The organism is Nocardioides sp. BGA-UO-ETr-FS32, assembly GCF_059567905.1.
Genome location: NZ_JCAQOX010000013.1, coordinates 94035 through 112632, shown reverse-complemented (window position 1 = coordinate 112632; position 18598 = coordinate 94035). Strand labels below are relative to the sequence as shown.

22 protein-coding genes are annotated in these 18598 nt (G+C 69.1%); 4 read left to right on the top strand and 18 right to left on the bottom strand.

Annotated elements, in window-relative coordinates; genetic code table 11:
- Positions 1-3 precede the first annotated feature (3 nt).
- Both treY and glgX read right to left on the bottom strand, forming a co-directional pair.
- Complete coding sequence (gene treY, locus AC57BS_RS05635; protein WP_496410469.1) at positions 4-2322, bottom strand: malto-oligosyltrehalose synthase; 2319 nt, start codon at positions 2320-2322, stop codon at positions 4-6.
- A complete protein-coding gene (gene glgX, locus AC57BS_RS05630; protein ID WP_496410468.1) occupies positions 2319-4499 on the bottom strand; it encodes a glycogen debranching protein GlgX in 2181 nt (726 codons plus the stop codon). The genes treY and glgX overlap by 4 nt, the downstream gene beginning before the upstream one ends.
- A gap of 147 nt (positions 4500-4646) precedes the next feature.
- Here glgX and AC57BS_RS05625 point away from each other — a divergent pair, with 147 nt between their 5' ends.
- A complete protein-coding gene (locus AC57BS_RS05625; protein WP_496410467.1) occupies positions 4647-5444 on the top strand; it encodes an alpha/beta hydrolase in 798 nt (265 codons plus the stop codon).
- 65 nt (positions 5445-5509) lie between these two features.
- Here AC57BS_RS05625 and AC57BS_RS05620 read toward each other — a convergent pair whose 3' ends face one another.
- The 12 genes from AC57BS_RS05620 to AC57BS_RS05565 form a co-directional block, all read right to left on the bottom strand.
- Positions 5510-5923, bottom strand: a complete 414-nt coding sequence (locus AC57BS_RS05620; RefSeq protein ID WP_496410466.1) for a pilus assembly protein TadG-related protein — start codon at positions 5921-5923, stop codon at positions 5510-5512.
- Between the two features lie 20 nt (positions 5924-5943).
- On the bottom strand, positions 5944-6435 hold the full coding sequence (locus tag AC57BS_RS05615; RefSeq protein ID WP_496410465.1) for a hypothetical protein: 492 nt from the start codon (positions 6433-6435) through the stop codon (positions 5944-5946).
- Positions 6432-6839 (bottom strand): TadE/TadG family type IV pilus assembly protein, encoded by a 408-nt coding sequence (locus AC57BS_RS05610; protein WP_496410464.1) that lies wholly within the window; start codon positions 6837-6839, stop codon positions 6432-6434. Before AC57BS_RS05610 ends, AC57BS_RS05615 begins: the two co-directional genes overlap by 4 nt.
- A gap of 4 nt (positions 6840-6843) precedes the next feature.
- Positions 6844-7029, bottom strand: a complete 186-nt coding sequence (locus AC57BS_RS05605; RefSeq protein ID WP_496410463.1) for a hypothetical protein — start codon at positions 7027-7029, stop codon at positions 6844-6846.
- 23 nt (positions 7030-7052) lie between these two features.
- Positions 7053-7994: a type II secretion system F family protein gene (locus AC57BS_RS05600; RefSeq protein WP_496410462.1), complete on the bottom strand. Its 942-nt coding sequence runs from the start codon at positions 7992-7994 to the stop codon at positions 7053-7055.
- Positions 7991-8137 (bottom strand): hypothetical protein, encoded by a 147-nt coding sequence (locus tag AC57BS_RS05595; protein ID WP_496410461.1) that lies wholly within the window; start codon positions 8135-8137, stop codon positions 7991-7993. Before AC57BS_RS05595 ends, AC57BS_RS05600 begins: the two co-directional genes overlap by 4 nt.
- Positions 8138-8214: 77 nt before the next feature.
- Positions 8215-8784: a hypothetical protein gene (locus AC57BS_RS05590; RefSeq protein WP_496410460.1), complete on the bottom strand. Its 570-nt coding sequence runs from the start codon at positions 8782-8784 to the stop codon at positions 8215-8217.
- Positions 8785-8891: 107 nt separating this feature from the next.
- Positions 8892-9833, bottom strand: coding sequence for a hypothetical protein (locus tag AC57BS_RS05585; RefSeq protein WP_496410459.1), 942 nt, complete (start codon positions 9831-9833; stop codon positions 8892-8894).
- Positions 9830-10171 (bottom strand): hypothetical protein, encoded by a 342-nt coding sequence (locus AC57BS_RS05580; protein WP_496410458.1) that lies wholly within the window; start codon positions 10169-10171, stop codon positions 9830-9832. Before AC57BS_RS05580 ends, AC57BS_RS05585 begins: the two co-directional genes overlap by 4 nt.
- Before the next feature lie 789 nt (positions 10172-10960).
- Positions 10961-11914: an AAA family ATPase gene (locus tag AC57BS_RS05575; RefSeq protein WP_496410457.1), complete on the bottom strand. Its 954-nt coding sequence runs from the start codon at positions 11912-11914 to the stop codon at positions 10961-10963.
- 332 nt (positions 11915-12246) lie between these two features.
- Positions 12247-12648: a hypothetical protein gene (locus AC57BS_RS05570; protein WP_496410456.1), complete on the bottom strand. Its 402-nt coding sequence runs from the start codon at positions 12646-12648 to the stop codon at positions 12247-12249.
- A 112-nt stretch (positions 12649-12760) separates the two neighbouring features.
- Positions 12761-13009 (bottom strand): MerR family transcriptional regulator, encoded by a 249-nt coding sequence (locus AC57BS_RS05565; protein ID WP_496410455.1) that lies wholly within the window; start codon positions 13007-13009, stop codon positions 12761-12763.
- 476 nt (positions 13010-13485) lie between these two features.
- Between AC57BS_RS05565 and AC57BS_RS05560 the strand changes: the two genes are divergently transcribed.
- Both AC57BS_RS05560 and AC57BS_RS05555 read left to right on the top strand, forming a co-directional pair.
- Complete coding sequence (locus AC57BS_RS05560; RefSeq protein WP_496410454.1) at positions 13486-14226, top strand: DUF4145 domain-containing protein; 741 nt, start codon at positions 13486-13488, stop codon at positions 14224-14226.
- Positions 14193-14591, top strand: a complete 399-nt coding sequence (locus AC57BS_RS05555; RefSeq protein WP_496411267.1) for a hypothetical protein — start codon at positions 14193-14195, stop codon at positions 14589-14591. Before AC57BS_RS05560 ends, AC57BS_RS05555 begins: the two co-directional genes overlap by 34 nt.
- 11 nt (positions 14592-14602) lie before the next feature.
- On the opposite strand, the gene AC57BS_RS05550 is transcribed toward AC57BS_RS05555, so the two are convergent.
- The 4 genes from AC57BS_RS05550 to AC57BS_RS05535 are packed head-to-tail and all read right to left on the bottom strand — an operon-like array spanning position 14603 to position 17593.
- A complete protein-coding gene (locus tag AC57BS_RS05550) occupies positions 14603-16078 on the bottom strand; it encodes a recombinase family protein (protein ID WP_496410453.1) in 1476 nt (491 codons plus the stop codon).
- Positions 16071-16589: a hypothetical protein gene (locus AC57BS_RS05545; protein ID WP_496410452.1), complete on the bottom strand. Its 519-nt coding sequence runs from the start codon at positions 16587-16589 to the stop codon at positions 16071-16073. The genes AC57BS_RS05550 and AC57BS_RS05545 overlap by 8 nt, the downstream gene beginning before the upstream one ends.
- Before the next feature lie 9 nt (positions 16590-16598).
- Positions 16599-17291 carry a type II secretion system F family protein gene (locus tag AC57BS_RS05540; RefSeq protein ID WP_496410451.1) on the bottom strand — a complete coding sequence of 231 codons (693 nt, stop codon included), beginning with the start codon at positions 17289-17291 and terminating at the stop codon, positions 16599-16601.
- Complete coding sequence (locus tag AC57BS_RS05535) at positions 17291-17593, bottom strand: hypothetical protein (RefSeq protein ID WP_496410450.1); 303 nt, start codon at positions 17591-17593, stop codon at positions 17291-17293. Before AC57BS_RS05535 ends, AC57BS_RS05540 begins: the two co-directional genes overlap by 1 nt.
- Positions 17594-17725: 132 nt before the next feature.
- Between AC57BS_RS05535 and AC57BS_RS05530 the strand changes: the two genes are divergently transcribed.
- On the top strand, positions 17726-18223 hold the full coding sequence (locus AC57BS_RS05530; RefSeq protein ID WP_496410449.1) for a LysM peptidoglycan-binding domain-containing protein: 498 nt from the start codon (positions 17726-17728) through the stop codon (positions 18221-18223).
- Positions 18224-18598: the final 375 nt, after the last annotated feature.

Here is an 18598-nt window from a genome sequence, read left to right as displayed (position 1 = left end):
CGATCAGTCCTTCCTCACCAGCAGGGCGACCGGGTGCGCGGCGAGCAGGTCGGCGAGCCGGCCGTCGGTGTCGAGCCCGGTGAGCAGGTCGTGCCAGCGCCCCTCGGGCAGGTCGAGCGCGGTGTCGCCCCATCCCCCGGCCGCCGCGAGCCCGACGGGCAGGCGGGTGGTGACGGTGATGGCGCCGCCACGGTCGAAGGCGACCGCGTGGCCCGCGGCCGCCCCGGTGGCGCGCACGGGCGCGTACGTCGTGAAGAGCTCGGGCCGCTCACGGCGCAGCGTGAGCGCGGTGCAGGTGACGTGCAGCTTGGTCGCGGCGTCGTCCTCGGCGGTCCCGGCGAGCACGGCGGCGCGGTGGTCGAAGTCGACCGGGCGCCGGTTGTCGGGGTCGACGAGGGAGGTCTCCCACAGCTCGCTGCCCTGGTAGACGTCGGGCACGCCGGGCATCGTGATCGCGAGCAGCTTGGCGGCCAGCGAGTTGGCCTGGGCGGGCGCGTCGATGCGGGTGGCCAGGTCGGTCAGCACCGCCCGCACGTCCTCGGAGTCGAAGACCGCGTCGACCGCCGCGTGCACCTGCGACTCGTACGCCTCGTCGGGCTCGGTCCACGTCGTGCGGTCACCGGCCTCGCGCATCGCCTTCTCGGCATAGCCGTGCAGACGGTCGCGCAGGTCGGGCAGGTGGTCGGGCGTCCACGCACCGAGCACCGCCTGCCAGAGCAGCGAACCGAAGCCCTCGTCGGGCACCGGGGCGAGCCGGAGCAGCTCGTCGATCGCCTGCTCCCAGTGCCCCGGCTCCTCGGCCAGCACGGTGATGCGGGCGCGGACGTCCTCGCCGCGCTTGGTGTCGTGGGTCGACAGGGTCACCATCGCGTCGGGCCAGTCGCGCTGGCGCGCGGCCATCGCGTCGTGGAAGTCGTCGATGCCGATCGCGAACATCGACGGGTCGCCGCCGACCTCGTTGAGGGAGGTGAGCCGGGACCAGCGGTAGAACGAGCAGTCCTCCACGCCCTTGGCCATCACCATGCCCGAGGTCTGCTGGAAGCGGCGGGCCGGCTGGCCCCATTCGTCGTGGAGCAGCGGCTCGAGCACGGCGTACGTGTCGGCGAGGTCCGGACGGTGCTCGCGCGCACGTGCGAAGGCCTGGTCGAGGTGGTCGCGGCCCTCGGGGAGGTAGGAGCGGTAGACCGGGAAGCACGCGAGGAGCTCGGCCACCGCGTCGGCGACGGCGTCCTCGTCGGCCGTCTCCTCGCGCGAGTCGAGCACGCGCTCCACCTCGCGGGTGATCCGGAGGACCTCGGAGTGCAGGATCCCGTCGGCGACGGCGCGCTTGTTGTCGTGGACCATCTGCTCCCAGTCGACCGGCGTGCCGCCCAGCCGGTCCTCCAGCGCGGTCAGCGGGGCCTCGCCGGCCGGGTCCGTCAGGACTCGGTCGATGAGGGCGAGGGCGTCGTAGCCCGTCGTGCCCGCGGTCGCCCAGTCGGTCGGCAGGTGCTCGCCCGTCTCGAGGATCTTCTCGACGAGCACGTACGCGCCGCCGGTGAGGGCGGCGAGGTCGTCGAGGTAGCGCTTGGGGTCGCGCAGGCCGTCGGGGTGGTCGACGCGCAGCCCGTCGACGAGGCCCTCGTCGAACCACCGCTTGATCTCGACGTGGGTCTCGGCGAACACCTCGGGGTCCTCGACGCGTACGGCGGCGAGGGTGTTGACCGCGAAGAACCGACGGTAGTTGAGGTCGTCGTCGGCCGCGCGCCAGCTGACGAGCTCGTAGTGCTGCTCCTCGAGCGTCGAGGTGCCGGGAGCGAGCGGGAAGCGCTGGTCGTGGTAGCGGACCTCACCCTCCCCCTTGCCCGGCTTGACGATCCGGATCGAGCCCTCGTCGTCGTCCCCGATCACCGGGATCAGGATGCGGCCGTCGCCGGCGGCCCAGTCGACGTCGAAGGCGGTCGCGTGCTCCGACTCGCGCCCGAGCTTGAGGACGTCCCACCACCAGGGGTCCTCCGACGGCGTCGCGACGCCGACGTGGTTGGGGACGATGTCGACGAGCACCCCCATGCCGAGGCGGCGCGCCTCGGCCGAGAGGGCGGCGAGACCCTCCTCACCGCCGCGCTCGGGGTCGACGTGGTCGAAGGCGACCACGTCGTAGCCGTGCGTGCTGCCCGGCTCGGAGGCCAGCAGCGGCGAGAGGTAGACCCAGTCGACGCCGAGGTCGTGCAGGTAGGGCAGCACCCGAGCCGCGGCGTACAGGTCGAAGTCGGGGCTGACCTGCAGGCGGTAGGTGCTGACCGGTGTGCGTACGTCTGGTCTGGCGGAGTCGGAGTCGGTCACGACACGTCCGTACCCGAGCGGGCCGCGAGTGATGCCGCCACGGAGTGGTCGGGGCTGGCCTCGGGCTCGGCGTGCTCGCGGAGCACGACGAGGCTGTGCGTGTCGAGGTCGAACGTCCCCCCGGCCTCGAGCGTCGGGTCGGCGTCGGGGTTGCCGCTGGTGTCGATGACGACGTCCCAGGCGGCGGCGTACTCCGCGGTCGGCAGGGTCACCTGCGCAGGCCCGTCGGCGTTGAAGTAGAGCAGGAAGTGGTCGTCGGTGAGGGTGCCGCCGCGGGCGTCCTTGCCGGCGATGCCGTGGCCGTTGAGGTACATCCCGATGGCCTTGCCGCCCTCCCAGTCGCCGTCCTCCATCGGCTCGCCGTCGAGGTCGAGCCAGACGATGTCGTTAAGGCGCTCGCCGTCGCCCGTACGCACGGTGTTGCCGGTGAAGAACCGCTTGCGGCGGAAGGTCGGGTGGTCGGCGCGCAGCTTGGCGACCGCCGCGGTGAACTCGATGAGCGGCTTGTCGGCGTCGTCCCAGTGCACCCAGCTGATCTCGCTGTCCTGGGCGTAGGTGTTGTTGTTGCCGTTCTGCGTGCGGCTCAGCTCGTCGCCGTGGAGCAGCATCGGCACGCCCTGGCTCAGCAGCAGCGTCGCGATGAAGTTGCGCTGCTCGCGCGCCCGCGCCCCGAGGATCTCGGGGTCCTCGGTCGGACCCTCGACGCCGTGGTTCCACGAGCGGTTGTGGCTCTCACCGTCGTTGTTGTCCTCGCCGTTGGCCTCGTTGTGCTTCTCGTTGTAGGACACGAGGTCGCGCAGCGTGAAGCCGTCGTGGGCGGTGACGAAGTTGATGCTGGCGAAGGGCCGTCGACCCGAGTGCTCGTAGAGGTCGGAGGACCCGGAGAGCCGTGAGGCGAACTCGCCCAGCGACGGCTCGCCGCGCCAGAAGTCGCGCACGGTGTCGCGGTAGGCGCCGTTCCACTCGGTCCACTGCGGCGGGAAGCCGCCGACCTGGTAGCCGCCGGGGCCGATGTCCCACGGCTCGGCGATCAGCTTGACCTGGCTCACGACCGGGTCCTGCTGCACCATCTCGAAGAAGGTGGAGAGCTTGTCGACGTCGTAGAACTCGCGGGCCAGCGTGGCGGCGAGGTCGAAGCGGAAGCCGTCGACATGCATCTCCGTGACCCAGTAGCGCAGGGAGTCCATGATCAGCTGGACCGAGTGCGGGTGGCGCACGTTGAGGGTGTTGCCGGTGCCGGTGTAGTCCATGTAGTAGCGCTGGTCGTCCTCGACGAGGCGGTAGTAGGCCGCGTTGTCGATGCCCTTGAAGCTCAGCGTCGGGCCGAGGTGGTTGCCCTCGGCGGTGTGGTTGTAGACCACGTCGAGGATGACCTCGATGCCGGCGGCGTGCATCGCCTTGACCATCCCCTTGAACTCCTGGACCTGCTGGCCCTGCTGGCTCGTCGCGTAGTCGGCGTGCGGGGCCATGAAGGCCAAGGTGTTGTAGCCCCAGTAGTTGCGCAGGCCCTGGTCGAGCAGGGTCGAGTCCTGCACGAACTGGTGCACCGGCATCAGCTCGATCGCGGTGACGCCGAGCTTCTTGAGGTGCGCGGTGATCGAGGGGTGCGCCAGGCCGGCGTACGTCCCGCGCTGCTCCTCCGGCACGTCGGGGTGCAGCTGGGTGAGGCCCTTGACGTGCGCCTCGTAGATGAAGGACTCGTTGTAGGGGATGGAGAGGCGGCGGTCGCCCTCCCAGTCGAAGAACGGGTTGATGACGACGCCGTGCGTCATGTGCGCGGCGGAGTCGTCGTCGTTGCGGGAGTCCTCGTCGCCGAAGTCGTAGGCGAACAGCGACTGGTCCCAGTCGATGTCGCCGGCCGTGGCCTTGGCGTAGGGGTCGAGGACCAGCTTGTTGGGGTTGCAGCGCAGGCCCTGGGTCGGGTCCCACGGGCCGTGGACGCGGTAGCCGTAGCGCTGGCCGGGCTGCACGGTCGCGATGTAGCAGTGCCACACGTAGGCGTCGACCTCGGTGACCTCGAGCTTCGTCTCCACGAACGCGCCGGGGTTGTCCGGGTCGGGGTCGAACAGGCACAGCTCGACGCGCTCGGCGACCTCGCTGAACAGCGCGAAGTTGGTGCCGGTGCCGTCGAAGGTGGCACCCAGGGGGTAGGCAGTGCCGGGCCAGGTCTCGGTCATGCCATGACGCTACCGGCGACCCGCCCGTAGTCCCCCATGCCTCATCTCATCGGGTGGGGAGGTGGTGGCGACCGTCACGTGCGGCTGCCCGCCCGGCCGGGCTCAGGAGTTCAAGAGGTCGAGGACGCCGGCGTGGTTGCATGAGGCATGGACATCTTCACGCTGGACGGGCACGCCGGGTCGTTGCACGGATGCCGCTGGGCGCCACAGGGGCAGCCGTCGTACGTCGTGCTCCTGTGCCACGGCTACGGCGAGCACATCGGCCGCTACGAGCACGTGGCCGCGCGCCTGAACCACGACGGCGCCGTGGTGTACGGGCAGGACCACGTCGGCCACGGCCGCAGCGAGGGCGAACGGGTGCTGGTCACCGACTTCGAGCCGGTCGTCGACGACTTCCACCTGCTCCGGCAGCGCGCGGTGCACGAGCACCCCGGCCTACCAGTGGTGCTGGTCGGGCACTCGATGGGCGGGATGATCGCCGCCCGCTACGCACAGCGGTACGGCGACGGGCTGGCGTGCGTCGTGCTCTCCGGCCCGGTCGTCGGGCAGTGGGCCGCACTCGACGCGCTGCTGCAGCTGGAGGAGATGCCCGACGCCCCGATCGACCCGAGCACGCTGTCTCGCGACCCGGCGGTCGGCGAGGCATACGTCGCCGACGAGCTCGTCTGGCACGGACCCTTCAAGAAGCCGACTGTGAAGGCGCTCGCCGGCTGCCTCGACGCCATCCGCGACGGCGGCCGGCTCCGCGTCCCTGTCCTGTGGTTGCACGGCGCCGACGACCAGCTCGTCCCCTACGCCGGGTCGCAGTCCGGCTGGCCCGGACTCGCCGGCGAGGCCGCTGAGGAGAAGGCGTACCCCGGCGCCCGGCACGAGATCTTCAACGAGACCAACCAGGACGCGGTCCTCGACGACGTGGTCGCGTTCGTGCACCGTCACCTGGCGTGAGCTGGGCCAGCGAAGCGGTGCCGGCGGAGGGGCCATGAGAGCTCACGACCCCGTCGGCGGACTACTCAGCCGGGCTGGACCGTCACCGCGGCGGTGCTGCTGGCGCCGACCATCGGGTCGCTCGGCGATCCGGGGATCTTCAGGGGCAGCTCGAGCGGTGCGCTGAGCCGTACGGTGACAGAGCGGTTGACCGGGTCCACGCGCACGCCGACGTCGATCCCGGGGTACTTGGCGGGGGCGCCGGAGCGTACGAGGTAGTCGCGGACCGCGGCCTCGACCGCGGCCTCCTGCTGGGTGAGCCGCTCGCCGTCGAGGCCCTGCTCGTAGATGCCGGCCGAGCCGAGGTCGGCGCCGTAGAGGGCGGCGCCGTCGGCGAGGTTGTCGAGCCCCTGGCGCTGGAGGTAGGCCGCGGAGGCGTCGATGACGGCCACGATCGCCATCAGCAGGATGCTCGCGAAGCCCATGATCAGCAGAGTCACCTGGCCCTGCTCGTCGCGCCTCACCGCTCGCCGTCCTCGTCGGGATCCTCGCCGGGGTCCTCGCCGTCCTCGGGCGCGCTCTCGACGTACTGCCCGATCGGCACCGTGTGGGTGGCGTGGAGGGAGAAGCTCGCCGCACCCTTGTCGAAGATCGACGGGAAGAACGGCAGGTCGACCCCGGACTCGACGCGGACGGTGATGACCGACGTGCCGACATGGCAGCTGTCGCCCGGGGCGTCGCAGCTGATCGTCACCTTCGCCTGCTGGCCGGGGGTGCCCTGGTCGGCGAGGACCTGGCGTACGACGGCGTCGGCACGTGCCGCGCCGGTCGCGTCGTCGGGGGCGAGGGCGTACGCCCGGCCCGCCGCGCGAGCGGCGGCACTCGTGGCGAACGCGCCCTGCTGCACCTCGAACACGGAGATCACGATCCAGATCAGCGGGACCAGCAGGATGATCGCGAGCCAGCTGAGCTCGACGAGCGCGGACCCCTCCTCGTCACGGCGGCGACTCACGGCGGACCTCCCGCCGCCTGCTCGGCGATCGCGTGGCCCTCGACGCGGACCCGTACGCCGCCCAGCGCCTTCAACCCGAGCAGTCCGATGTCGGCCTCGACCACCGCCTCGTAGCCGGGTGCTCCCCCCACCACCGCCGGCCGCACCGTGACGGAGCGGACGAAGTCCTCCGAGAGCGCACCGTCGACGAGCTCGTCGACCTTGGCCTGGCCGGCGGGCGCGGACGAGCCCGCGACCGCAGCGTGGCGGGCGCCCTCGGCCGCAGCAGAGGCGAGGGTGTTGCGCACGTGCAGCACCAGCGCGAGCTGCAGGATGCCGACCACCAGCGGGAGCAGGACCAGCAGGACCAGGACGAAGTCGACCACGGCCGATCCGCGCTCGTCGACACGAGCGGGACGGGGCACGTCCCTATCCGCTCACCATCGAGAACGCGCGCTCGAGCAGCCCTCGCAGCTCGTCCCCGACGAAGGGCGTCAGGCCGGCGATGACGATCGCGGTCATCAGGGTGACCATCACCCAGCCGGGCACATCACCGCGGTCGTCGCGAGGACGTGCCATCAGGTGCAGGAGGGGTCCCGAGATGGACGGAGGCATGGTGTGTCCTTTCGTTGGATGAGTCAGGGCGTGGTGAGGCGGAGCCCCAGCACGCCCGGGTAGAAGGCGAACAGGATGGTCACCGGCAGCACGAAGAACACGACGGGCGCCATCATCGCGATCTCCTTGCGTGCGGCGGTCTCGATGAGCAGGCGTCGACCGGCTTCGCGCACGTCGGCGGCCTGGGCGTGCAGGACGTCGGCGAGCGGCGTACCGCGCTCCATCGCGACGGTGATGCCCGTGGCGAAGCGCGCCACGATCGGCAGGCCGGTGCTGCGGGCGAGGGACTCGAAGGCGACGCCGACCGGCTCGCCGGTGCGGATCCGGGCCAGGACCTGGCCCAGGTCGTCGGACAGCGCGCCGCGGCTGCGGCGGACCACGCGGTCCAGCGCCGACACCGGGCTCTCCCCCGCGGCGACGGAGAGCGCCAGCAGCTCGGCGATGGTCGGGAACTCGGTGAGGACCTGCCGCTCGCGGTTCTTCACCTGGGTGCTGAGCCTGTTGTCGCGCAGCAGGACGCCACTCACGAAGCCGAGGACGCAGAACACCAGTCCTGAGCCGACGCTGCCGACGCCGCCGAGGGCGCGGAGCAGGACGAGCGCCGCGGTGGCGCCGAAGCCGACCAGGCCCCACACCACCTGCTCGATGCGGAAGTCCTGCACCGTGCGGTCGAGGCCGGCACGCTCCAGCCGACGGCGTACGGACGAGCTGCCGCCCAGCACCCGCTCGACGAGGTCGGCGGCCTGCCCCAGCACCGGGCCGAAGATCCCGGCGGCGGCCGAGGTGGGTGTGGATGCGGCAGGGCGTACGACCCGCGTCTCGTCGAGCCGCGGCACGTCGCGCAGGTAGGGCAGCACACGCAGCGACAGCTGCGGGCGCCGCAGGACGCTGATCCGCAGCCCGATGAGGATGACGCCGGCGCCTGCCACCGCACCGAGCAGGCCGCCCCAGACGGCGGTGCTCACGAGAGGATCCGCTTCTCGACCGGGAGCCGGCCGATCCGCATCATCGCGGCGTAGGCGAGCACGCAGACCGCAAAGCCGATGCCCAGCACGATGATCCCTCCGGGTGAGGCGTACTGCCGGATGGCGGTGGTTTGGAAGGACATCAGCAGCAGCACGATCCACGGCGCCGAGACGTCAAAACCTATGTTTTGACATATTCAATTCACGCTCGCAGGGTAGATCAATCCTTCGGTCGACGAACGCTGTCTCGCGCGGCCTCGAACAAGCGCTCTGCGCTCGCTCGGATGTCCGCGAGCTCCGGATCGAAGTTCTCCAGCAACTCCGCCTCGGCCTTGTTGCGCCAGTCGCGGTACCAGCCCCACTTCTCGGTGTCGCTCGGATCGACCTTCATCGACTCATCTCTCAGACGGTCGATGTAGTAGCCGACGCCAGGTGTCACCCCGCCCTCGACCATCGTGTCGATCAGGCAAGTGAGTTCCAAGGCACAGCGAGTGGAGGCGAACGCGTCTACAACGCCTCTCGCCGCCTGAAGGTCGTCCAGCCTCTTAGAGAGGTTGACCGCGTAGGTGCGGCGGTTGGCGTCAGTGATTGGGTCGGCTGATACCCAGAGGCCGCGACTGACCTTCATCAGGCTGAACAGGGCCTCCGACTTCTGATCCCAGACCCGCTTCTCGAAGTCGAGGTCCGACTCGTGCTTGCGCTGGCGCTCGCTGCCGATGAAGTTCACCGCGAGGGTGCCAAGGGCGACCGCAGCGGAGGAAACGACGGACACGGTGGCGATGTCGACCATGCGCCGAAGTCTGACAGCCACTGCCGTCAGCAGGCAGGGAATGCTGGTGACCGCCCGGGGCCGGGTCACCGAGGGCGATGGGCAGCCCACCCGACCCCGAGCGGAGTTCAGAGGCGGTCCAGCACCTTGATCAGGTGAAACCACGGCGTGCCGCTGGGACGTGCGTTCAAGGCTCCCCAGCCGAGCAGGTGCAGCGGGTCGTCGGCCTCCAAGAGCGAGCGGAGGCGGCGGGCCTTCGCCTCGCCCTTCGTGTGCAGGACGTGGGCCAGCACGGCGTTGCCCATCGCGGGCTGGCCGATACCTCCCGCGTCAGTGATCGCCTTGTCACAGGCCGGACACACGTGACCCGCCGCCTGATCCGGCGCACGGCGACCGAGGGCGTGGACGCTGGTCAGAACCGGACGCCAGATCGCAGACGCAGCGGCGGCGGGGCCCCCGCGCTGGCTGACCTCGACGGCGGAGCGCTCGATCTCGCGGACGCCGCACATCAGGCACCCGCCCGAGGGGCACTCGACCGCGACGGGGGGCGCACCCAGCGCGAGCCGGTCGCGGAGGCTGGCGGCGAACGCCTTGCGGAGTTCGGCGCGCTGGCTCAGCGACACGTGTGCCCACGGGTGCGGCGAGCAGCGCTTCGGCTGCAGCGTCAGCGGGTTGGAGAACCAGACGCCGTGGGCCGCTGGGTGCAGCCGAGGCAGGAGCATCGCGAGGTTGTCCGGGACGGGCTGCCTGAGGATCGTCAGGCCGAACAGCACCGACTCGATCCGCTCGACGGCGATGTCCCCCAGACGCGCAGCGAGCGCCGGGTGGGCCTCGACGTACTCGCGGGCCTGCTCGCGGATCGCCCTGCACGCGGCGCAGCGGGCGAAGTCCACGACGGCGATGGTCCGCTCGCTCGGCGTGGGGACGGTCGTGGTCGAGGCCACCTCCCGCGTCTCCACGGCGATGCCGCACGCCTCGCACGCAAGGTGGCCGGGCGGCAACTTGATCGGGTCGTCAGGAACGGTGGCCCGCAGCAGCTCGACGTCCTTGTCGGTCCTGGTCGTGGTCATCGGCTCCTCAACTCCTGCTCGATCCGGCGGCGTTCGGCGTCAGCGGCAGCACCGCCGACCGAGAGCCTGTAACCGGAGATGATCTGGCGCTCCTCGGGGGTCAACGCCTCCGTGGAGGTCAGTTGCTTGGTCACGGCCCGCTGGTAGTTCCCCCGCTCGTCCCGGTGCTGGGCGGTGGGGAGTCGGGGCGGCGGCTTGGGCTTGGCGTCGGGGACCACCACGCGAAACCGACGCTGCCGCTTCTTCGGCGGCGGGAGCGGCTCGGCCTGCTTCGCGGGTTCGTAGCCGCCGTGGGTCTGGGCGTAGCGCATCACGCCGGACGAGGGTTCACGGGACACGGTGGTCCTCCTTTGCTCGACGCAGCAGCGCACGCCGCTCGGCGGACGGGATGTGGTCGAGGCAGCGCGGGCAGCGGCGGTCTGCGGGTCCGAGTTCGGTCAGCCGCCTTGGCGAGCAGCGACGCCCGCACTGCGTGCAGTGGTCGTTCATCGCGGGAACCCCCGCGCGCTGATCCGGCGACCACAGACACCCGCGTGACCGATGTCGGACTCACCCGCCAGGACGGTCCAGCAAGGCTCACCGGGCTTGGCGGCGTGCCGCTTGCACGGCACCGCGAGGACCGAGAGGAACGGACGGGACATGGGCAGCCTCCAAGAGGAGTGCCCGGCCCATCTGCCAGCGGCGGTGTGAAGTCGGTCCAGTGTCTCCCGAGGCGTTCGATCTGTCGAGAGCGAGAAGCGCCGCACCGTACTACGCGGTGGGCCGCTCTCACGGCGCAGAGGGCTGGGCGCAGGCGTACTACACTGGTACCCCCAGTGGGTATCGAGGAGGAGCGCCCGTGACGCCCAAGACTGAGCCCGTCCCCTATCGACCCAGCCTCACGGCCCACGTCGAAGCATCGTCTGCACGAGCCGAGCAGGTTCAGACGCTCGTCGCCTCGGCTGCCCCCTCGTTGGCCGATCACGTGAGGCTGCGGCGGCGCTGATCCCAAGTGTCGTGTGTCGTGTGTCTATAGAAAAGACACCCCGACACTTGGAACTGACGTGACAGGGAGCGTGATCTGAACCTAAGTGTCGTGTGTCAGGTGTCCTTCAATCTATAGACACTCGACACACGACACTCGGGCATCACGGGGCGTTTATGTCGGCCCAGCAGCGACGGGCACGACTGCTGGCCGGGTCTGCCCGCTCGACCGCTCGACCCTCCTCGATGAGCCGATCCAGCGCGTGACGACGGTAGGTGCCCCGCGCCCCTCGTCCCGTCAGGTGCGTCTTGAGGAGGCCGTCCGGACCTGCAAGGACGAGATCGCGGTATACCTCCTCGTCGGTCGACCCTTCGGGCTGCTGGTCGAGCGGAAGGTCCACCTCGCCGTGCTTCGTGGGCTCGGGAGCAGTGACGTAGAACGATCCGCCGGGACGCGTCCGCATCACCGCCACCTCGCCCTCGATCACGCGTTCTCCTGAGCGGTCCTTCATGACGATGAGGGTTGCCTTGCCGGCCTCCGGCTTCTCGCGGGAGAAGGGCACGTCGAGACGACACCACAGGTGGAACTGCGGGAACTCGCGCTTCTTGTGTGAACCCGAGGGACGGTTGCCGTCGCTGATGTTCGAGTGGTCGATGATGAGCACGGCGGCGTTGAACTCCTGGGCGAACCACCACGGCAGCTCGTCCGCCCACACGGTCACGTCGAGAGCGCGGTTGTCGTCGGCACCGGGCACCGTCGCCATTGACTGCGTGAGTGAGTCGATGACTACGACCGCGATGTCGTCCATGCCCTTGTCGGCCAGGTCCTGCGCGATCCGACGCGCACCGGCAGGACTCATCGGTGGTGGTCGCTCGATGTAGTGGACGTGGCGCTCGATCTGCCCGTCACACAGACCCATCTCACGGAGCAGGGCGACCGCGCCAGACTGGCCCATCTCGTAGTCCACGATGATCGCGCCCCGTCCCGCGCGTACCTGTTCGACCACCGCGAGGTAGGTCACCGGCGTCTTGGCTGAGGCGAAGCGACCGTGGATGAGGGTCACCCAGCCGCGACGGAACAGATAGTCACCGCTTCCCTCGCCGATCTCCAAGATCATCGGCGGCGGAACGTCGGGAGCCTCGGTCAGATTCGTCGCCGTCCATCCCGAACCATCGTCATCGGCCTGAGCCACGAGACGACGTGCCTCACGACGCACCCACTCGATCTCACGTTGGCACGTCAGGCACTTGCTCGCAGGGTTCCTCGCCCCGAACCCGCTGTGGTCCTCCGGGCACTTCTCGGGCCGAGTCTGGATCGCGACGAGCATCTGAGTCGGAGAGCAGCCGCGAGGACAGAACGGGTAGTCGTAGGTGTCTGAGGCGACCGAGCCGCAGGAGGGGCAGGGGAATGACCCCCGCCCCTCCTCGCGGAGCGCCTCGATGAGGTCGCTCACTCGCCGACCTCCCTACGGAGTCGGTCGAGCGCGGCCTCCATCTCCTCGATGATCTCTGTACGCGACGGCGGCGGAGGCTTGGGCGGCGCTGAGCCGGTCGGGTCACCCCAACGACGCCAGCGCTCGTAGTGGGCCCCGCACCAGCCTCGGGCGCGGGCCTGCTTCTCGCAGCCCTCGACCGTGCACACGCGGTCACGCCAGCCGGGGCGGTGCTGGTCGAGCCAGCGGGCGTGCGAGCCCGGTGGACGGTCGCCGTAGGCGTCGCGCATCATCTTCTCGATCTGCGCGGGCGTGGCGAGCATGGCGTACGACGTCGCGGCCTCCACCACGACGGCCTCGTTCATGGCACGCTTGGAGGACGGGTGAAGTCCGTTGGCGGTGGACTGGTTCTCACTCATCATCAGTCCACCGCCACAGTCGAAATGGACCTCACGAGCCCGAGCAGCGTGGCGATCTGCTCTACCTGGTCGTCGGTCAGCGGAGGCATGAGAGCAGCCGCCTCCTGCGGGGTCACCCGAGCACCTCGAAGTCGGCGACCACGTTCGAGAGGTCGCGAACCAAGGCGTCAGGACCGAACGAGCCGTACTTTTGGCGCTTGCCCAGGACCTCGCGCGCCTCGTCGAGGTCCACGAAGTGCCCGCGCCTCCCGGGCAGTCGGAACGCGGTCAGCTCGCCGCGCTTGACGTAATTGCGAATGGTGCCGTAGTCGCAGCCGAGCGTTTCAGCGGCGTAGTGGAAGGAAGCGAAGGGACCGTGCATGAGAGTGCTCCATGAGTTGCGATGGAGCACGACCACTGGTGGAGGGCCTCCGGCCCGCGTCACGGCACCTTGTCCGCTACGGTTCCGGCCTCACGCCGTCGTCTGCGGTGGTCTTACCGTCCCTCCCAGTCTCACGTGGGGAGGGCCGTCGTGCTGATTCAAGTCTCAGGTTACCACCATGAACAACAACCATGTAGTTCGATCACCGGAAGATTTGCGGTGTGCTTTCAAACGGCAATTCAGGGGTTTCGACGGGTCAAAGCGTCGGAATGTCAATCACCCTCTGACCTGCGGAAACAATGGGGAAAATCCGCCGCGTTACGCGGCCCACAATTCGGTTCTCGCGGCCTGTCAAGTGTCGAGTGGACCTGGAGTTCAGCGGTCGAATCCCAGGCACTCAAATCGCCGAAAGTCTCGGCGACTGACGGCGCCGCATGCGAGGCTGTCGACCGCACTGAGGTAAGGGGGGCAGCAGGATGCTGTTCGAGAACGGAGCGGGTTTCTGCCCGTGGCACGAGCGCGACAGTTCTTTCGAGGTCGTCAGCAGCATCAACAGCGTCGCGCCCTACTACCAATCGCCCGCCGGTGCCCATAATGTCGTCGAGAGGCAAGAACAGCGAGGCTCGGCGTGGACCGGGCTGATCATTGTGCGCTGCCTCCACTGCCGCAAGTCGGTAGTTCTTCTCGAACACAACGACCTTCGCCCGAGTGACGACCCTTGGACGCCGGACGACTTGCGGCAGAGGCGCACGATCGTGTGGCCCGTTGAGTCGCCGAGGACGTTGCATGGGACCGCCCCCGAGGTGGTGCGTTCGCTGTTCGCTGAAGCAAGCACCTGCGAGAAGGCAGGCGCGTTCCGCGCCGCCGCGGTGATGTACCGCGCCGCCGTTGAGGAACTGGTGAAGGACCAGCAAGCAACCGGCCGCGCGCTCTACGACAAGATCGAGAGCCTGAAAGGAACTTTGTCCGACGAACTGGTCGAGGACCTGCACGAGGCACGGATGCTGGGCAACGACAGCATCCACGACGGCCTCACGTACTCCGCCGATGAGGTCGAGGACGTGGCAAAGCTGATTGAGGAGGCCGTGCTGGTCCTCTACGTGCAGCCAGCACAGAAGCGGGCCATGCGTGAGGCGCGTAAGGCTAGGCGCGACGGCGCGAGCACGGCGGACAGCGACGACGGTTGGACCGCTTCCCCGCCATCGATGCGGCTCTAGGCGACCCCGTGCGAAGGACTGCCTTTGTTGTTCTGTCCCTGGCTCTTCTTACGGCCTGCGGTGAGGGCGGGGACGAGGAGGAACGACGCCCCGATCCCTGCGTCTCGATTAAGGAGGAGGCTAACGACGCAGCCCAGGCCTCGAAGGACGCCGTGGAGAAGTACGACACCCTGACGAACGATCGCGTCCAGACGATGGTGCCCGGAGCCGCCGAAGCGGGTGAGGATGCTCGGATCGCGACGCTCACCTTCATGCACATCGTCGCCAACAACCCTGACTGTTTCTCGGCTGCCCAGGTGGCTCGCGCTCAAGCGTTAATCCCGGGTCTCGAGGAGCGCGGCACGGTGCCGACGTACACCCCTTGAGAGCCGCGTCGCTATCCCACCGCCGCGATCTGTAGCCGCGCATCAGTCCACGTGCCACCGCGCTTCGGGGCGGGTAGCACCGTCACCGTCATCACTGACCGAAGCACCGCGCGCTGCACGTCGAGCGGGGCGTCGAGGAACGCCTGCCCGGGGTCCGGGGCGTTCAAGACCTTCGCCGTCGAGGACTGCTGGAGGTCCGAGGCCAGCCGTGCGTCGATCTCCTCCATCTCTGCGGCGATCCGCTCGCGCTTCCGCTTCAAGTCGCGCGCGCCGATCAGGTCGTCGTCGTAGTCGCGCTCGGTCTGTTCCAGGCGCAGCACCAGTTGGCGACGGCGGTCCCGGTCCACAGCGACCGCCTCGCCACTCCCCTGCGTCAGAGCCTTCACGATGCGCTCGTCCCGGACCATCTCGGCAATCACACCGCGTACCCACTCGTCCGTCTTGGCGGCGTCGATGGTCAGGTGGTTGTTGTCGCGGCAGCGGTAGTTGGCGCGGCGCGTGCGCGGCTTCTTCGGGTCCTTGCCGGTCTGCCGCCAGAGATTCGAGGTCGCGCGCATCTTCGAGTCGCAGCCCTCCCGCCCGCACAGTGCGATGTTGGACAGCAGCCACTTGGGCTCGTTCGCGATGTTGGTGCGGCGGGAAGGATCAACCAGCATCGCGTGCACCGCCCTCCACTCGTCCTCGGTGACGATCGGCTTCACCGGCTCGCCCCCCTCGTCACGAAGAGGCCCGACGATCTCGAAGTCCGGTCGCCCGTCGCGGTTCTCTGTCCGTCCATCGGCGCGACCGCGATGGATGAGCCCGGCGTTGCGGGGCCGGATCACCATGTCCTTGACCCTCGGTTGGGTCCACACCCTGCCGGTGCTCGTCCGGAGCCCCTTGTCGTTGAGTTCACGAGCGAGCGCGTGAAGAGAGCGACCGGCCAGGACAGCGGCCGTCACGTAGCGGACGACCTCCGCCTCGTCGTGGCGCATCGTCACGCCGTCGCTCTCGAATCCGTACGGGCGCGGACCGCCCCGGTACCTTCCAGAAGCTGCGGCCTGCTGCTTCGCCGCCTTCATGCGGTCCTTGGCGTGCTCCACCTCGTACTGTGCAATGTTGCCCAGCGTTCGCGCGACCATTCGCCCTGACGGGGTGGTTAAGTCGACCTCCCCCGCCTTCACGGTCTGGATCAGTAGGCCGTTCTCGTCGGCCAGCCGGACGAACTTGTCGAGGTCGGCGACCCGGCGCGTCAGGCGGTCGGTGTGCCACGTGACGATGCCCTTGATCTGACCGTCCTTGACCGCCTTCAACATCTCCTCGTACTGCGGTCGGCGCTTACCGCTGTAGGCGCTCAGGTCGTTGTCGACGTACACCGCCGCGACCCTCCACCCGAGTCGCTCGGCGAGGTCGCGGCAGTCCTTCTCCTGCCTCTCGACTCCGAGCCCGGCACCAGCCCGGTCCTTGCTGATCCGGCAGTAGATCGCCGCTCGCAGTTCCTCAGCCATCGCGGGCCTCCAGTCGAAGCCTCACGATCCGCGCCTCATTGAAGTCGGTCTGCGGTCCGTAGACCTTCTCGGTCGTCGCCAGGTTGATCAGATTCGGGGGCTCCGGCGGATCGCCCCACATACACCAGAACTTGCGTGCCCTGTCCTCGGTGAATAGGTAGAGGTTGGTGCGCTTCCAGAACTTGCCGGGCTCACCAAAGGTGCGGATCACCCTCCCGACCCTGACGAAGTCTTCCCTCGTCATCCCCCGCGTCCGCCCTTGGATCACGTACCAGTGGGGAGCGAAGTCGGCGAAGGTCTTGGCCCAGGTCCACGTGAGTGTCGGGGCCTTGTCGAGCCACCAGCGGAGGTCGTCGCGGGTGGCTGGCGTGTTCCAGTCTGGGATGCTGTCGTTGCTCATCGAGGATGCCTCTCGGTGGGTATAGCCCGTCCGGAGTTGCCGCTCCGGGCGGGCACTTTCGTTGTGAGGGCAGCACTCGATCAGGGCCTCGGCCCTGTCCATCACCCTCATATGTCAATTCTAGGGCTTTGACACCGCGAGCCGGGCGCCGTTGACCGTCCAGGCCTGGCGGGACTCGAGCTCGGAGCGGGTACGGGCGTCGTCGCGCAGGAAGCCGGACAGGTTGCGCAGCAGCCGGCCGAGGTCGCCGCCGCCGACCTCGCGAGCCAGGCGCAGGCCCTCGATGACACGGTCCCCCACCGGGTCGGCCAGCCGGTCCTTCAGCCGGTCGAGGCACTCGCCGAAGCGTCCGGTGACCTGGTAGTCGACAGCGAACTGCGCGAAGTCGGCCCGCAGCGCCTCGGGACCAGAGGTGCCGAGCGCCGCGACCGCGTCAGGCAGGGACAACCCGGCACGTACGGCGCTGGCGAGGTTGTCGACCGCCTCGGGCCAGACCTCGGCGAAGTCGCGCAACCGCCGCGCGGCCCGCTGGCGCAGCACCGCGATCGGCAGGTAGGCCGCCATCGTGGCGAAGACGAACGCGACCGGGACCGTCCGCGACACGGCCTGCACGACCGCGAAGGCCACGGCGAACAGCACCGCACACAGCGACACCACGCTGGCGGAGGTCACGTCGGACAGCCCGGCCCGGCCGAGCAAGCGACCCAGTGCCGTCGACGTCGGCGTCGCGGACCTCGGTTGCCGGGGCAGCGCGAAGGCAGACCAGATCAGCAGCAGGCCGACGCCCACTCCGAGGCCGACGAGCGCACCCATCAGCGACCGGCCACGTCGTCGGCGAGGGCGTCGGTGGCCAGGACCTGGTGGATGTCGATCCCGACCCGCTCGAACCGCTCGATGCGCGCCGGCACTCCCCCTGTCCTGCGCAGCTCGGAGCAGTGGCGGACGAAGATCGGCTCGACCTCGATCACGTCGGCCTCGACGCGCCCCGGCACCGACACGATCTCGTTGACGCGGCGTACGCCGTCGGCGCCGAGACCGAGGTGCACCACGAGGTCCACGCTCGTGGCCACGGTGGGCACCACGAACCTGGCCGAGATGTTGTCCCCCGCCAACACGCGATAGGGAGAGTGCAAGGGTGCTAGCACAGCGGTGATCGTCTGACGGCACTGAGTGCCCGGGCACCGCATTAGACTCCGAGTCTCACCGTCTCGAACCCTCAGGGGGCAGCCATGGGACTCATTACGGACGTGCGGCTCCGGCAGCCCGTCGACAACGAGCTGGTCGGCCGTCGCTTCCTCGTCACGGGAGTCGGCGCCGGGTTCGAGGGCACTATCGGGATCAGGGTGCTCGACCCGAAGGGGAATGTGCTGGCCACCGACTCGGGCCAGTCCAGCGGGGGCGGGATCGGGATCGGCGAGTTCTCCACCCGGGTGAAGGTGGACGATCCACCGCGGGCCGGCACCCGACTCACGGTCCAGGTCTTCGGCGACAACCCCGGCCTCCCGGACGAAGGGCCAAGTCCAGGCTTCAACCTCCGCGACGTCGAGGTGATCATATTCCCGGACATGCAGGGCTGGTTGCTTTACCGCGTCGAGAGCGGTGACTCCCTGACCGGGATCGTCAGGAAGCTCAAGGACTTCACCCGGACGACGGTCAAGCAGATCCAGGCCGCGAACCCCCAAAAAATCACCGATCCTGACCACATCGAATTGGGCTGGCGGCTCCGAATCCCGATCCACGGGTAACACGCGCCGACCGTCGGCGTCACCCAGCCCCGTCCACAGGAGACCGCCACTCTCAGACGACCCTCAGGAAGACCTGATGGCGCGGACACCGTCGACCGCTCGCGCCGGGGACCAGAGCCGCGTCAACGTACAGGTCTCAGGCTTCGAACGTTGCCCCGCCCCTCGGCTGACCGCACACTGGCGTCCACCCCAGTAGCCCAGCGCGCCGCGATCGCCCTGTGCGAGCCGCAGCGACGGTCCGAGACCTTCTCTGCGTTGCGGTCCTCGCCGAGCTGCCCGTAACTTGACGAAACTTCAAGCATCGTTGCGGTTTGGGCGAGGGTCCGTTACACCTGCTTCTACGAGGCGCCCGGGAGTATTCGCGCTCACGCAGCC